At 51.8% G+C, this 15526-nt stretch carries 13 protein-coding genes; 7 read left to right on the top strand and 6 right to left on the bottom strand.

What is annotated here, in order from left to right; genetic code table 11:
* The 7 genes from NDK47_RS06745 (at position 1) to NDK47_RS06775 (ending at position 8285) form a co-directional block, all read left to right on the top strand.
* A complete protein-coding gene (locus NDK47_RS06745; protein ID WP_251874092.1) occupies positions 1-1869 on the top strand; it encodes a cache domain-containing sensor histidine kinase in 1869 nt (622 codons plus the stop codon).
* Entirely contained in the window at positions 1841-3439 is a 1599-nt protein-coding gene (locus NDK47_RS06750) for a response regulator (RefSeq protein WP_251874093.1), read from the top strand. Before NDK47_RS06745 ends, NDK47_RS06750 begins: the two co-directional genes overlap by 29 nt.
* Positions 3440-3453: 14 nt before the next feature.
* Entirely contained in the window at positions 3454-5070 is a 1617-nt protein-coding gene (locus NDK47_RS06755; RefSeq protein ID WP_251874094.1) for a glycoside hydrolase family 3 protein, read from the top strand.
* 35 nt (positions 5071-5105) lie between these two features.
* A complete protein-coding gene (locus NDK47_RS06760) occupies positions 5106-5279 on the top strand; it encodes a GNAT family N-acetyltransferase (protein ID WP_251876031.1) in 174 nt (57 codons plus the stop codon).
* Between the two features lie 28 nt (positions 5280-5307).
* A complete protein-coding gene (gene nagA, locus NDK47_RS06765) occupies positions 5308-6471 on the top strand; it encodes an N-acetylglucosamine-6-phosphate deacetylase (RefSeq protein WP_251874095.1) in 1164 nt (387 codons plus the stop codon).
* Between the two features lie 372 nt (positions 6472-6843).
* Positions 6844-7350, top strand: a complete 507-nt coding sequence (locus NDK47_RS06770; RefSeq protein WP_251874096.1) for a carbohydrate-binding protein — start codon at positions 6844-6846, stop codon at positions 7348-7350.
* 32 nt (positions 7351-7382) lie between these two features.
* Positions 7383-8285 carry a LolA-like protein gene (locus NDK47_RS06775; RefSeq protein ID WP_251874097.1) on the top strand — a complete coding sequence of 301 codons (903 nt, stop codon included), beginning with the start codon at positions 7383-7385 and terminating at the stop codon, positions 8283-8285.
* Between the two features lie 171 nt (positions 8286-8456).
* Here NDK47_RS06775 and NDK47_RS06780 read toward each other — a convergent pair whose 3' ends face one another.
* From NDK47_RS06780 to NDK47_RS06805, 6 genes are all read right to left on the bottom strand, one after another.
* Complete coding sequence (locus tag NDK47_RS06780) at positions 8457-9779, bottom strand: purine/pyrimidine permease (protein WP_251874098.1); 1323 nt, start codon at positions 9777-9779, stop codon at positions 8457-8459.
* Between the two features lie 92 nt (positions 9780-9871).
* Positions 9872-10822: a nucleoside hydrolase gene (locus NDK47_RS06785; protein WP_251874099.1), complete on the bottom strand. Its 951-nt coding sequence runs from the start codon at positions 10820-10822 to the stop codon at positions 9872-9874.
* Between the two features lie 56 nt (positions 10823-10878).
* Positions 10879-11808, bottom strand: a complete 930-nt coding sequence (locus NDK47_RS06790; protein ID WP_251874100.1) for an ABC transporter permease — start codon at positions 11806-11808, stop codon at positions 10879-10881.
* Positions 11798-12868 carry an ABC transporter permease gene (locus NDK47_RS06795; RefSeq protein WP_251874101.1) on the bottom strand — a complete coding sequence of 357 codons (1071 nt, stop codon included), beginning with the start codon at positions 12866-12868 and terminating at the stop codon, positions 11798-11800. Before NDK47_RS06795 ends, NDK47_RS06790 begins: the two co-directional genes overlap by 11 nt.
* Positions 12865-14403: an ABC transporter ATP-binding protein gene (locus NDK47_RS06800; RefSeq protein WP_251874102.1), complete on the bottom strand. Its 1539-nt coding sequence runs from the start codon at positions 14401-14403 to the stop codon at positions 12865-12867. Before NDK47_RS06800 ends, NDK47_RS06795 begins: the two co-directional genes overlap by 4 nt.
* Positions 14404-14413: 10 nt before the next feature.
* Positions 14414-15490, bottom strand: coding sequence for a BMP family lipoprotein (locus NDK47_RS06805; protein WP_251874103.1), 1077 nt, complete (start codon positions 15488-15490; stop codon positions 14414-14416).
* Positions 15491-15526: the final 36 nt, after the last annotated feature.

Here is a 15526-nt window from a genome sequence, read left to right on the forward strand (position 1 = left end):
ATGCTTCGTAATCTGCGCCATAAACTGATTATTGCGTTTATCGGATTTATCATCATTCCGCTCTGCCTGCTGGGGACGGTTACGTATTTTCTCTCGCAAAACGCCATTCAAAAGCGCTACGGGGAGCATACGGAAGAGACGCTGAAGGCTTTGGGCAGAAATCTCCAGTATGTTCTGTCAGAAATTAACAATGTCTCTGATGCCGGGATCACGAGTCCTGCCCTGCAGCCGTTTCTCACTGCCAGCGCGACCTCGGACGCCAACGAGCTGTTGGAGACAAACGAAGCGGAGATGGCGCTGCGCCGCGTTTTTTTCATCCACCCGGCCGTTCAGTACGTAGCGTTGTATCGGCTCGATGGGCGCATGTTCAAAACCTTCCGTCCGCAGGGGCAGACGATCCCGTATCAGACATTTATCCGGCACCCGATTGTTGGGCAGGCCATCGAGAAAAACGGACACCCTGTGTGGATAGGTCCGTATGAACAGCCTGATCTGAGCGCAAACGACAGGGTTTTCACGCAGGTGCGCCTCGTCAAAGAGATGAACACCTTTGACAACAGGGCGATTCTTCTGATGGAAGTGAAAATAGGGGAGCTGCACCGGATGTTTTCCCAGACGCCTCTGACCTATCGGCAAAACGGTCGTTACCTGATCGCCAGCAAACAGGGGATGGTCCTGTACGATTCGCGAATGGAATTGGGCGGTACCAACCTGCTGAAATCCGCTCCGTTCCAGCCAGACATAGAGTATCAAAGCTATCGGGGAATACTGCAGGACGAGGACAGCCTTTTTTCTGTCTACAAGCTCCCGGCGAGCGAATGGTACCTCGTTTCCGTCGCTTCCTGGGCTTCTGTCTCCCATGACAGTACGACGATTGCCCGGTGGGTCGGCGGGGTCTTGCTGCTCTCGCTGATCGCCGCGCTCCTGTTTAACATGCTGTTCGTCAACAGGATTACCCGGACGATTATTCAGATCGTGCGCTTGATGAAACGGGCCGAGCGCGGGGATCTTACGGTTCGGGCAAAGCTGTCCGGCAATGATGAGCTGACAAGGCTGTCCGGAGGGTTCAACAGCATGGTCGGGACCATCCAGCATCTGCTGGAGGAGGTGAAACGGGAGCAGGAGCGTAAAAAACGGGCGGAGCTTGCGCTGCTTCAGGCACAAATTCACCCGCACTTTCTGTTTAACACGCTGGAGTCGATCAATGTGCTGGCGATCCAGAACGAAGGGCAAAAGGTAAGCCAGATGATTTACCGGCTGGGCAATATTCTTCGCATCAGCATCAGTGACCGTGAGCATATCCCGATCAGGCGGGAGCTGGAGCATTTGCGCAGCTATTTGGAAATTCAGTCGTTCCGGTTTGAAAATTTATTTTCGTACGAGATCCAGATACCGACTCACTTGTATGAATACTCCATCCTCAAGCTGACCTTGCAGCCGCTGGTGGAGAACAGCATCCAGCACGGCTTTGAAGGGATCAACCGGACCGGATTCATCTCCATCACCGCAGAAGAGCGGCAGGGATCGATCGTTCTTACGATCCGCGACAACGGCAAAGGAATGACCGCAGATCAATTAGCCCTGCTGGCTGAGTCCGGCATGGCAAATCAAACGGGAATGCAGGCAAAGACAGCGGCAGGCGGCCGCCTCGTATGGGCCCATAAGGCGGCGAACGTCTCACCACAGGGACGAATGGACCGCCGGGGGCTGGGCGTGGCCAATGTAGCGGACCGGATACGTATCTCCTATGGAAAGGCGTACGGACTCTTTCTGTGCAGCATGCCGGGCGAAGGAACGACGGTGCGGTGCGTGATTCCGAAGTACAGTCAGGAGGAGTTGCATGAAGCTGAACGTCATGCTGGTGGATGACGAGATTCATATTCTGAAAAATTTGAACATGGTCATTCCGTGGGAGCTGCTGGACATGCAGGTCGTCTCCCTGGCGCAAAACGGGGCAGAAGCATGGGCTGCCTTTCAGGAGCATCGGCCGGATCTGATTTTGTCCGATATCCGCATGCCGATCATGGATGGGGTCTCGCTGGTGAAGGAAATTCGCGAGGCGGGCGAGCCGTGCGAGGTGATCTTGCTGACCGGCTTTACCGATTTTGAGTATACCCGCTCGGCGATCCGCTATGGGGTCAAGGATTACATCGTCAAACCGATCAACTATCAGGAGCTGCATGAGGTAATCGAGAGAGTAGGCGGAGAAATACGTCAGCGCAAGCAGGCACGTTCCATGGAGGAAAAGGTGTGGCGGGAGTTTACCGAGCTTTCCAAGCAAAAGTACCTGTTCGATGCGTTGATGGGGCAAGCGGCAGGGCATTGCCATTACACGATCACAGGGAAAACCCAGGCGTGGGGGGAGAGGTATGCAGTACTCGTCGCCGATCTGGACGATTACCCGCAGCTCGCGCGTCACTGGAGCCATGAGGAGCGCAACCTGTGGAATTTTTCCGTGCAAAACGTGCTGCGCGACTGCTTTGCCCGGGTTGCGGGAAATGCGAGTGGCTTGGTTCTGACAATGCGCGAGGGCGAATGGTGTCTGTTGGCGTTAAGGGAAAGCCCCTTGGAGGAAGCGGAAATAGGCTGCTGGGCAAGCTGCTTGCAAAAGGCGATCTCCGAGCACCTCTCTTTTTCACTCAGTGTCGGCTATTATACGGAAATCGTTACCGTACCGGAGCTTTCCGAAGTGTATCAACAGGTGAAAAAAGCGATTCACTTCGATCTCGCACACCGTGAGCAGGCTATTTTTGCCGCCAGGCCGGACACATCGCGAAAGGGCGCCGCTGAGTACGGCTGGTGGAGCGTTCTCGAAGAGCTGTTGTCCGGTTTGAAACGGCATGACATGGCTTCGATCAAACGGACGCTATCCCGCATGCGCGATGACCTGCAGCCTTCGTCCAGGTATTCGCTTACGCGGACGGAACAAATCCTGCGCTATTACTTGCTCCATCTGGTACGGGAGATGAAGGACATGCAGATCATCACCGGACAGCTGGAGGAGCTGGTCTGGATGAAGCTGGAGCGGGCGCAAGGGATCAGGGAGCTTTTGCAGGTCATTCACCAGGTCCTGGAAGACAGCATTCGGGAAAGCGTAAAAAAGAAGACCGGCGACGTGTTGATGATCGGAGCCATGGAATACATTCAAAAGCACCTCACCCGCGATTTGAGCGTAGAAGAGGTGGCCGGGCAGCTCGGCATCAGCTCCAGCTACTTCAGTCTTTTGTTCAAGCAGCATACGCGACTCACTTTTGTCGAGTATTTGACACAGCAGCGGATGGAGCGTGCCCGTTTTCTCCTGTCCATGAGCGGAAAAACCATTCATGAAATCAGCCGGGAAGTGGGCTATCCAGACCGGCGGTATTTTTCCAAGGTATTTCAAAAAAACACCGGACTTACGCCGTCGGAATACCGCGAGCAGGCAGTACAAAAAGAATGAGGGAGTGGAGCGAAATGGGAATGATCGGGGATTTGAGCTTGCGCGAAAAAATAGGGCAAATGCTGGTGTGCGGCTTTGACGGACATCAGCCAACAGACGGGATACGGGATCTGATCCAGCACTGCGCACTGGGCAATATCATCTACTTTAGCCGCAATGCCGGCTCTGTGGAGCAGTTGCACAGGCTATCAAGCGAACTGAAGCAGTGGGCAGCGGAGCACAGCAGCATCCCGCTGGGCATCGCAATCGATCAGGAGGGCGGGATGGTGATGCGTGTGACGAGCGGGGTAACGCCTTTGCCCGGTAACATGGCAGTCGGAGCTACCCGGGATGAGTCCGCCGCCTTCGAATTAGCGAGGATTAGCGGAAGTGAACTTCGTTTACTCGGAATAAATATCAATTTTGCCCCCAGCGTCGATATTAATAATAATCCGCTCAATCCCGTGATCGGCGTCCGCTCTTACGGGGAAACGGCAGAGCTGGTCAGCAGGATGGGGGTTGCGGCGGTTCGCGGCTTCCAGTCGGCAGGGATCGCAGCGACGGTGAAGCACTTCCCTGGACATGGGGATACGAGCGTAGACTCGCATTTTGACATACCTGTTCTCCCGCTTGATCGGAAGCGCTTGGAGCAGCTGGAGCTGGTGCCGTTCAAGAAAGCGGTGGAAGCTGGAGTAGACATGGTGATGACAGCTCATATCGTGCTGCCCGAAATCGAGCCGAAGAAGCTGCCGAGCACGTTGTCTCCTGCCGTCATTACCGGCATTTTGAGAGAAGAATGGGGCTATGACGGCATCGTGATTACCGATTGCCTGGAAATGGACGCGATCGCCGTTCATTACGGAGTGGGGCCAGCTGCCGTCATGGCGGTGGAAGCGGGAGTCGATCTGGTCATGGTCAGCCACCGGTACGAACGTCAGCGGGAGGCGTTTGACGCCCTCTTGCAAGCGGTTGAATGCGGCAGAATTTCTGAGGAGCGTATCGACCGATCTGTCTCCCGAATATTGCGGCTCAAACAGCAGCGGCGGATGGAGGAGGCCATACTTCCCTGGGAAGCCGTCGAAGCCCGGTTGGAGGCAGCGGAAGAGCGTCGGACCGCTGAGCGGATCAGCGAGCAGAGCATCACGGTCGTGAAGGATGAAGGGAAGAATCTGCCGCTGCGAAGAGGAGCGGACACGCGCGTCATCTGGCCGGTGGTCAGGGCAGCCAACGACGCGGATGAACGCTATGCGGACAAGGAAACGCTCGCTTATTACCTGAGCAGTATGGGGATGCACATATTGGAGAAAGTCGTGGGAACGGACCCGACACCGGAAGAGATCGCACAGGCAGTCGCTTCCAGCAAAGACTTCGGGCAGGTCATCGTCGCCACTTACAATGCCTCCTTTTTCCCCGGCCAGTCCAAGCTTGTCGATGAACTGCTCGCCGTCCATGGGAATCGGCTGATTGTCGCGGCCATTCGCAACCCGTTTGATTATTCCCTCTTTCCAAGGGCAGGTACGTATGTATGCAGCTACGAAAGCAGACCACTCGCCATGCAATCGCTGGCCCGGGTGCTCACGGGCCGCGTTTCGCCTGCGGGAAAGCTGCCGGTCACCCTGTCGACAGACTTTGCCTTCGGCTGGAGAGGGTAGGTTGCGTTACAATAGAGGAGGACAAGGGATTGGCAGTGCCGTTCATGCTCGCGGTAGAACAAGCGGCTGTGCAAAACGGAATGAAGCGGATTTGGCTTTTGACGACCAATGACAATCTGAACGCACGGCGGTTCTGTCAAAAGCGCGGCTACGAATTGGTTCGCCTCCCCCGTACTCGCAGCTCTCATGGCGGAAAAGGAGCCTCGTAACAAGCAGCAGTAGATGGAGGGGTACACAATGACAAAAAGATTTGCCCTGCGGGGAAGGGTGGTAGCGAACGGACATGACATCCTGGACGGACTGGTCGTGGTGAATGGTGCTGCCATTGAGTACGCAGGGCCGGCAGAAGGGTACGGAAAGGAATGGCCAGAGCAAGTGGAGCGGGTAGAGAACGGCTTTATTTGCCCGGGCTTTGTGGATATGCATATGCACGGGATTGCCGGCAGTGACACGATGGACGGGACTCCTCGTGCGCTGCAGACGATTTCCCGTGCGCTGGCTGGCTATGGCGTCACTTCGTTTTTGGCGACCACGATGACCGCGCCATATGCTGATCTGGAAAAGGCCATTCGCAATGTGGTGGAAGTATTTCGGAAGGGCACGGACGGAGCTTCCATCGTCGGAATCCATCTGGAGGGGCCGTGGATCAATCCGAGGTACAAAGGCGCTCAAAAAGAGGAAAATATCGTTCCGCCAGCGCTAGAGGATGTGCGGCGCCTTTGGGAGCTGGCGGACGGCCTGATCAAAGTCGTCACCATCGCACCCGAGCAGACGGGTGCATTGGAGGCAATTCGCTGGCTGAAAGATCAGGGTGTCGTCGTTTCTGCCGGACATTCGGGAGCCAGCTTCGCCCAGACAGAAAGTGCGGTTCGAAGTGGTGTCCGTCACTTTACCCATTGCTTTAATGCGATGACAGGGATGCATCATCGCGAACCAGGAGTGGCGGGTGCGGCTATGTATCATGAGCAGCTAAGCACGGAATTGATTGCGGACGGTGTGCATGTCCACCCGGCTGTGATGCGGATTTTGTACCGGATCAAGTCAGCTTCCCGATTGGTGTTGGTAAGTGACTCGATGCGTGCGGCCGCTTTAGGTGAGGGCGTGTATGATTTAGGCGGACAAGAAGTGAAGGTTCAGGGGGCAGAGGCGCAGTTGGCTGACGGTACCTTGGCGGGGAGCATCCTGACCTTGAATCATGCGGTGCAGAATATGGTAACTCTCTCGGGTGTCCCTCTCGCGGAAGCAGTAGCGATGGCTACTGAAACACCAGCCGAAATCCTCGGAATCGGAGGTAGAAAAGGACGGCTGCAAGCAGGATATGATGCCGATCTGATTGTGTTTGGGGATGACTATCAAGTACGCTCTACTTATGTTGGGGGCAGGCTTGTCTATCATGTGTAAAGGTATCTTTACGAGCAACAATAAATAACTGAGCGGGAATACGAAAATCTGCTGGACTTTATCAGGTAGGTCAATAGGTTATTGATGAAAGCCCCTTTTGGCGAAGCAAGGGGTTTTTTTCATTCAAATGACAATTTGTATGAACTTATTATTTTAGTTTATTTTTAAAAATGTTCAGTCTATTAAATGTGGCATCAAGCTACCAAGAGAAAAGCGACTTGATTCAACAATGTTATAGTAAAAAATAGAAAAATGTAACTTTTTTTGTAAAATGACGTCAAAGATATTAAGGAGGTGATATCTACTATTCTTCAGGAGAAATTGATTTCAAGACATGAAAAAACTTCTGTTACGAAAGGGGTAGGAACATTTATGAAAAGATATTTATCCTTAGGTTTAGCTTTCTCACTTGCGATAGTAGGTAACTTTACTTTAACTGAAGGTGCATCTGCTAAAGTTTGTGACAACGATCCTTTGCGCAGTTCAGGTTGCACCCATGCCTACAGAAGCTACAACAGTTCTTGGGATTATGAAAGTAACCAGTCCGGTAGCTATAACAAGGATCATCGTATTATTCGTCAAGAGGAAGCTTCTTGGTATGAATGGGGCATGGGAGATCTACCGTCAGGCCGTGCAACATTAGAAGTTTATTTAGCTCATGCGGATTTTACCAATAGACAGGCTCGGTACTATGTATTACACGAAGGTTTGTCAACTGAAGAATATGTTGGGAATGTAAACCAATATTCAGCAAGGTCTGGTTGGAATGAAGTAGGGACGATAAGACTCGATGCGGGGCGTGTATGGGTTATTTTAGATGGCTCGGATTGGAGTGGAAGAACAAATACCTACACAGGGGCGGATGCAGTTTCATTATAAGATATAAAAATAGTGAAAGGAATGGTAAAAAAGTGAATAAAAAATTCGTAGTAATTGTAGCAACTTCATTAGTTGGGCTTGGGCTGACTGGATTTTATGGTCTTAAAGGGACTGCTGCTGAAACTGGTACTAATGATAGTAAGCAGCAACAATCTTTAGTTGAGGAGATCGATAGAAATATTTCCTTGACTACCGTTCAAAGCAAAATGCTAAATGCAATCGATCATTATCAAAGTGCTACAGGTTCTTTTCGAACTATACTGACGCCTATTGGCGTGGATGAGACAGTAGATTTCGAGGTTTATAGAGGAACAAGTCCGTGGAGCCATGTTAAAGTAACTAATAACCAGAACAAGGAGATCACAGAAACAACTTTTGATGGAAATACGTCCATGTTGATCAATCATAATAATAAAACATATATGCAGGACAAGGTATCAGTTCAAAAGCAAAAAGTCGAGCTCGATCAGAACAAACCTCGCTCATATAAAAATGATCAAGGCGAACTCGTATTTGTAAAAAGGCAAGATGCGGCTTTCTCAGGAATAGCAAATGATGTATTATTTCCTCAAGATTACGCATTTTGGCTGACACCTAGCAATTACAAAATTGCTGGAGAAGAGGAACTGTTAAATCGTACCTCAATTGTAATTGAAGGGGAGCATGATGATCCAATTTTGGCTAAGAAGCATCAATCTTCCCACTTTAAAATGTGGATCGATAAGGAAACGGGAGTATTGCTAAAATTAGTAGAAACGAATAACAATAATGAAGTCACGAACTCCATCGAGGTTCTTTCTATCGAGTTTGATAAACAGCAAGATTTTTCAACTCTATCAAAAACACATGCTGTTCCTTCAGATTATAAAGATGTTTCGAGAAAATTAGGAAATCGTGAAAATAGAGAAGAGAAAAAATCCGAAAAAGAGAATTAAGCTTACTACGAGGATAAGTTAGGATGGCCAAAGAAGGTTGCTTCTTCGGCCATCTTTCTGTTCGATAAGAAAACACTGCGAGGGTGCCTATCCAGTGTGGATAAGCATGAATAGGTTAACCACAAATAAGGATGAAAACAGGATTTTTACGAAACTTCTTGCAAAGCAACATTATTCCATTTTCTGCTTTGTCACGGAACTAATGCGATGCTCTTTCCACCCCTGCTCCAGCCCCATCACGATCATCGTTCCAAACAGAAGACCGTTGCCCAGCGTATAGCGGACGACCGACGGCAGCTCCTGAAACACAGAGGGCGGGAAAAACATCGAGCCGACGCCAAAGAGCAGCCCGATCCCGATGATGGTCAGACGGCGTTGGTCGAGCTGAGTCTGGACGAGCGATTGCAGCCCGATGCCGACCATTTGGACAAAGGAGGCCAATACCGCCGCATAAGCGACCGGGCCGGGAAGCATGGTCAGCAACCGGATTACGCCCGGAAAGAAAGCAGCTGCAGCCATGATCAGGCAGGCCAGAAGAAACGGCACCCTGCTCCTTTGACCGGTGAGCTTGACAAAGCCGGCCGAGCCGGACAGAGGCACCATCCCGACTGTCGAAAAAAGGGCGGACAGCAGATGGGAAAAACCGCCGACTACCGAGCTGCGGGACAGCTCTGCAGGCTCCAGCTGAGGCGATCCGGCTTGCACCTGCTTCATCGCTGCGATGCTGGCAAACGTGTTGGACAGCAGGATCATGACGATTAAAATACTGGATGCGGCCATGCCCGAATCCCACAGCGGAGTTCCCCAGGCGAGCGCTTCGGGAAGCTGGAGCAGGGTTTCGGCCGGAGCTGGGTGCTTCCAGATGCCCGCGATGTAAAAGGCCAGGCAGCCTGTCAGAATACCGATCAGAACGGCATAGCTTTTGACCCAGCCCTTTCCGCGAAAAGAAAGGATAAGGACTGTGGAGAAAACGAGAAGGGCGAGCAGCGCCGACGTCCAGTCCGCTTTCGCCGGATTTCCGCTCACACCGGCCATACCTTGCAAAAACGTCCCGCTTACCTGCAGGGCGAGCAGCAGCAGATACACGCCCGACACCAGCGGCGTGAACAAGGGCAGCATGCGGCGCACTAGCCCGGTTGCTCCAAACAAGATTAACAGCAAACCGGCCGCGAGCATGCCGGTCTCCAGGAGGCGAAGGGTCTCGGAGACATCTCCGCCAGTCCGGGCGACAGTTTCTCCCATGATAATAAAAACGACCAGCCAGGTACCGGCGGGGCCATCCACAATCGGGAATTTGTGGCCGAGCCAGCCTTGCAAAAACGAGCTGATCCCGACAATAAAAAAGGTGCGTTGCATCAGTCCCGTAATTTCCGGGTCTGATAGATGAAAGACTTGGCCGATAACGATAGGAAGGGCGACTGCATTGGCCAGTAAAAATACCAGCCATTGCAGCGCCCCGATCCCGTGGTTTAATCCTTGTTTGTTCGTGTTCACTTGAGGTTATCTCCGTTTAATTGATTTGTCATTCGCAGGTCAGGATTTTACCCAGATGATCGGGTGAAGAAAGAATCGGATGCTTTGCGATCTTAAAAAACGGACAACAGGTGATGAGGAATTTTCTCTGCATCTACATCCACGCATACTTCGATTTCATGTCCGACGCTCGGTTTAGTCCGCAAATCAGCGACGACGGAACCTGCGCAGAACTCGCCCTCGGTTTCAATGCTCACTTTCATGGTTTGCGTACGGACTACCCACGGCATGCGGGCAACCAGTACAGTCAGCGGGTCGTGGGTTGGACACGCACCCATGAGGTTGTCCACTTCCCAGTAAAAGCGGAAATAGTGCTGCAGGGCATCATTCATGTATTGGACGACCGGTTTGTTCTCCGGACGGCAGTAGCCCATGGCTGCATCGAGATGCTGCTGTGTCAGACGGACCTTCATCGTCACATCCAGGCCGACCATCGTAATTTTCAGACCTGCTTTCATCACGGCTGCAACTGCCTCCGGGTCTCCGCGGAAGTTGGCTTCTGCTTTCGGTGTTACATTTCCAGGAGCAAACACGGTTCCGCCCATGATGAAGACGCGCTTCAGCTTGCCAGGCAGCTCGGGATCAATCTGCAGCGCCTCAGCCAGGTTGGTCAGACGGCCCAGCGTGACCAATGTCAGCTCTCCGCCCAATTCATTTGCCTTGCGCACGATAAACTGGGCTGCTGTCTCGTCCAGTGCTTTTTGCTCGGATGCTGGCAGATCCACATCCCCGATTCCGTTGTTTCCGTGAACGTGGGAGACAGGACCAGCCCATTCACGCACGAGCGGCTTGGCCGCGCCCATTGCAACCGGTACTTCATAACCGGGATTCGCCAGCTTGATCAGACGCAGGGTGTTATCCGTCGCCTGAGCTACGCTTGCGTTCCCAAATACAGTCGTAATGCCTTCTACTTTGACATCAGGCGCCTTCAGAGCGTGCAGGATGGCGAGAGAGTCATCAATGCCAGTATCTGCGTCGATGACCATTTTGATTACATCAGACATAGGAATACCTCCAGAAATGGGCATTCCCCAATCGGAGTGATGGGGAATGCGAATTTTTACGAAAATAAGGTTTTGCGGTGCTTACGAATGGCATAGACGACGAGCGCGATAATGGTGACCACGTAGGGAACCATTTTGATGAACTGACTGGGAATGACATTGCCCGGAGTCGTCTCGATAATCATCGTCATTGCTGTTGCCAGTGCAAACACAGCCGAACCGGCCAGAATCCCGAAAGGATGGCGATTCCCGAAAATCACGACAGCCAAGGCCAAAAATCCTGTACCCGCCGTCATGTCGCGTACGAACATGCTGGTCATCCCCATGGAGAGGTACGCACCGGCAAGCCCGGAGAAAAAGCCGCTCCACACCAGAGCCGAATACTGAATGCGGACAACCGGTATCCCGAGCGAGCGGGCGGCAGCCGGTTCTTCCCCGGTCGCCCGCAGATGGGTTCCGTAAGGCGTGTGGTACAACATATAGTAGCAGAAGACAACAGCCAGGATCGAAATCCATACCATCAGATTATGTCCGCTCAGCAGCTTGCCGAGGAAAGGGATCTGATCCAGGAAAGGAATGACAATGTTCGGAATGGATACGGGATGTTCAGGTACGAAGTTACCGTGAGAATCGTACAAAATGCTCATCATCAAAACCGTAATCCCTGTCCCGAAAATGTTGACGGCAAAACCGGATACGATGATGTCCACCTTCATTTTCAGGGAGAAGAAGGCCATGGCGTAGCTCACCAGCATCGAGGCGAGTACACCGCCCGCAATCCCGATCAGCCAGCTATCCGTAGCGGAACCGACGGCAACCGAGGTAAACGCAGAGACGAGCATGAGTCCCTCGATCCCGATATTGATTACACCCGCACGGTCTGTCATCAAGCCGCCCAAAGCCCCGAGAAGAATCGGTGGCATCATCCGCAGGAGAATGACAAAGAGCGTCAGATTTATCGTTTGTTCCCACAGACTACTTAGCATCGCGCCCACCTCCACTTGCTGACATCAGTTTGCGCTGTTTCAGGTAAGCAAAGATGGCTTGAGAAGAGACGAAGATCACCAGCAGTGCTTGAATAATGATTGCCAAATCCCGCGGCACGTCACTGTTGGCCTGCATGATCTGGCCGCCTACTTGCAAATAGGCATAGAAGAAGGCAGATAACAGGACAGCAATCGGGTGATTGCGTGCCAGCAGAGAAACGATGATTCCGTCGAAGCCGAGTCCGGCGGAGAAGTTATCTTTCAATGTGCCGTGAAGGCCAATTACTTCGATTGTACCGCCGAGACCTGCCAGAGCACCGCTGATGGCGATACTTAAAATGAGTACCTTTTTCGGCTTGATGCCGCCGTATTCAGCGAACAGCGGGTTTTTCCCGACAGTCCGAAGCTCGTAGCCCGTCTTGGTTTTGTACATCAGAAGATAGACAGCCACGGCTGCCAGTACTGCAATCAGGAAGCCTGCGTGCGTGGGGAATCCATTGAAAATCTGCCCCAGCTTGGCACTGTCCTGGATAAAGGGAAGACGTGCAAAGCCGCCGCTATCCGGTGCTTTGAATACGTAGTTCAGCAAATACGAGACAAACAGAATCGCGATAAAGTTGAACATCAAGGTGGAGACAATCTCGTCTGCCTTGAAATAAGCTTTCAGAACACCCGGCAACAAGCCGTACAATGCTCCGCCAATCAACGCTGCCAGAATAACGAGCGGGATATGAATCCAGGGAGACAGATCCGTGACATAGACGGCCGTCAAAGCACCAGTCAAGGCACCGATGTAGAGCTGACCCTCTGCCCCCATGCTGAACACGCCGCTTTGGAAGACGACGACAATCGCCAGACCCGTGAAGACGAGGGGGATCATCCGATTGAGTACGGAACCAAAGCTGAACAGGCTGGTAAACGGTTCGATGAACAAAGCTTGCAGTGCGGCGACGGGTTCGTTGCTCACCATGAAGATCACGAGGATACCGATAACCAGCGCCGCAACAATAGCCAGTAAGATTCCGAGGAGATCGAGGTATACTGCACTTCGCTGCTTCATGTGGCACTCGCCCTCTTTTCCTGCTTTTTGACGCCCAACATGTAGAAGCCGATTTCTTCTTCTGTCAGGCTTTCCGAATTTTCGAGAATGACGGCAAGCTCCCCGTTATAGAGGACCCCGATGCGGTCGCTTAGGCTCATGACCTCTGACAGCTCGGCAGAGACCAGCAGGACTGCAGCGCCTTCATCCCGTTTTTTGACGATTTCCTTGTGAATAAACTCGATGGAACCGATGTCGACACCGCGTGTGGGTTGAGCCGCAATCAGCAGCTTTGGATTTTTGGAAATCTCACGAGCGACGACGATTTTTTGAATATTTCCGCCGGACAGGGAGCCTGCCAGCGTATCGCGGCTTTGTGTGCGTATATCAAATTCCTGGATCAGCTTGTCCGCATGCTCATTGATCTTCTTCTGGTTGAGGAAGAGGCCGCGGCGGAACGATTTATCCCGATACAGGTCCAGGATCAGATTTTCCTTGATAGAGGAGGTGAGGCAAGCACCTCTAGTCTGCCGATCCTCGGGGATATGGCCGATCCCGATGTTGCGGATATCTTCGATGCTTTTGCCAGCCAATTCTTCATTCAAAAACAAAATACGTCCTTTGAAATTCTTGCGGAAACCGGTAATGACTTCAATCAATTCTGTCTGGCCATTTCCTTCCACACCGGCGATGCCAAAGATTTCACCAGCTCTTACTTGAAACGAGATATCGCTCAGCACTTGTTTGCCGGTATCTGATACATAGCTGACCTGTTCGAGAGAGAGAACGGTCTCTTTGGGTACGGCGGGCTTTTTCTCAACTCGCAAGAGTACGTCCCGTCCCACCATCAGTCTGGAAATCTCTTCTTTGGATGTTTCAGAGGTTATGAGTGTAGAGATTGTTTTTCCCGCACGAAGGACCGTAATTCGGTCTGAAATTTCCATGACTTCATTCAGCTTGTGCGTAATAAAGATGATCGTATAGCCTTGAGACACTAACTTTTTCAAGGATTGGAACAATTCATCCGTTTCCTGAGGAGTAAGCACCGCGGTCGGCTCATCGAGAATGATGAGCCGTGCGCCACGGTACAGTACTTTCAAGATTTCTACGCGCTGCTTCAGTCCTACGGAAATGTTCTCCACTTTGGCGTGAGGATCAACCTTGAGGCCGAATTCCTCGATCAGACGTTCCGTCTCCGAAATCGCCTTTTGATGGTCGGACATTACACCTTTGGTTGGCTCAGAGCCAAGCACGATGTTTTGAGCCACAGAGAAGGAGGGGACCAGCATAAAATGCTGGTGCACCATCCCGATTTCATATTTGATCGCGTCTTTGGGACTTTTCAGTACGACTTTTTCCCCGCGGTAAAAGATGTCCCCTTGTGTGGGGCTTTCCAGACCGAAGAGGATTTTCATCAATGTCGATTTCCCTGCGCCGTTCTCACCAACAAGTGCATGGATCTCGCCTTGTCGAACGGAGAAAGAAACGCCCTGATTCGCTTTCGTGCCATTGGGATACACCTTGTGAATATTGCGCATTTCCAGCAGGTCTGCCATGGCGTACCTCCTAATTAATCTTGATTTCCCCGCTAACGACTTTCACCTGGATTTCATCCATTTTGTCGCGGATGGCTTGTGGAACGTATTGGTTGTAAAGATCGTCTTTCGCCAGACCTACACCTTCTTCGTAGATACCGAGAGACTCGTTTTCGCCGAATGGCAGTTGGTCTTTTTTGTACAGGTCAAGTGCACGATAAATCGAGTTGCCTACGTTTTTCAGCATGGAAGTCAGGACGTGACCTGGTTGAACCATGTTTTGGTTGCTGTTAACGCCGATTGCGTATTTGTTGGCTTCTTTCGCTGCTTCCAGACCGCCGATACCAGCAGGTCCCGCTACGTTGAAGATAATGTCAACATTTTGCGAGTTGAATTGTGCCAGGGAGAGTTCTTTTCCTTTTGGCGCGTTGTTGAAATCACCTACGAAGGAGGAGATCACTTTTACTTCCGGATCGATAAAATGGGCACCTTGCTCATAACCGGCTTTGAAGTCATTGATGATCGGAATATCCATACCGCCGAGGAAGCCGATGGTTTTATCCGGGTTCGCCTTATCCAGATCTTTGCTGGTGGTTACCATTGCAGCAAATGCTCCTGCGAGGAAGGAACCTTCGCGCTGGTTGTATTTCACAGAGTAGATGTTTGGTACATCTGTGATGGTTTCATCGAAATAGATGAATTTTTGCTCGGGATAGCGCTTCGCCAGATCAATGGTGGTTTCTTTCATTTGGCTTGTCCCAACGACAATAACCTCGTACTTTTTGCTGGCTACCATGGATTCGAGACCGGTCGGCCAGTCGGATTGGTTTGCTCCGCCTTGTACCGTTTTTACTTCTACACCCAGGTCTTTTTCGGCGCGGTCGAGGCCCTCTTTCGCAGAGTCGAAGAAGCCGCTGTCTCCGAGGTTGCCGCTCACATAGTAACCGACAGCCAGTTTCTTGTCAGCGGAAGCATCTCCTTTTGCCTCGTTCTTCGCATTGCCAGGCTTGGCAGCATTCTCATTGCCAGAGCCGCCTCCGCAACCTGCCAAAATCATGGACAAAGCCAGCAGACTTGCTCCAACTTTTCCTAACAGATGTTTCTTCATGGTTGTTACCCCCATTTTTATGTGAAAGATGGTGAA

It is taken from the genome of Brevibacillus ruminantium, assembly GCF_023746555.1.
Lineage (GTDB): Bacteria > Bacillota > Bacilli > Brevibacillales > Brevibacillaceae > Brevibacillus > Brevibacillus ruminantium.

Bases quoted from the DNA above. Each gene is read 5' to 3' on its own strand.
- NDK47_RS06750 (WP_251874093.1), top strand. From the start codon at position 1,841: ATGAAGCTGAACGTCATGCTGGTGGATGACGAGATTCATATTCTGAAA.
- NDK47_RS06795 (WP_251874101.1), bottom strand. From the start codon at position 12,868: ATGAAGCAGCGAAGTGCAGTATACCTCGATCTCCTCGGAATCTTACTG.
- NDK47_RS06790 (WP_251874100.1), bottom strand. From the start codon at position 11,808: ATGCTAAGTAGTCTGTGGGAACAAACGATAAATCTGACGCTCTTTGTC.
- nagA (WP_251874095.1), top strand. From the start codon at position 5,308: ATGACAAAAAGATTTGCCCTGCGGGGAAGGGTGGTAGCGAACGGACAT.
- NDK47_RS06800 (WP_251874102.1), bottom strand. From the start codon at position 14,403: ATGGCAGACCTGCTGGAAATGCGCAATATTCACAAGGTGTATCCCAAT.
- NDK47_RS06770 (WP_251874096.1), top strand. From the start codon at position 6,844: ATGAAAAGATATTTATCCTTAGGTTTAGCTTTCTCACTTGCGATAGTA.
- NDK47_RS06805 (WP_251874103.1), bottom strand. From the start codon at position 15,490: ATGAAGAAACATCTGTTAGGAAAAGTTGGAGCAAGTCTGCTGGCTTTG.
- NDK47_RS06755 (WP_251874094.1), top strand. From the start codon at position 3,454: ATGGGAATGATCGGGGATTTGAGCTTGCGCGAAAAAATAGGGCAAATG.
- NDK47_RS06745 (WP_251874092.1), top strand. From the start codon at position 1: ATGCTTCGTAATCTGCGCCATAAACTGATTATTGCGTTTATCGGATTT.
- NDK47_RS06785 (WP_251874099.1), bottom strand. From the start codon at position 10,822: ATGTCTGATGTAATCAAAATGGTCATCGACGCAGATACTGGCATTGAT.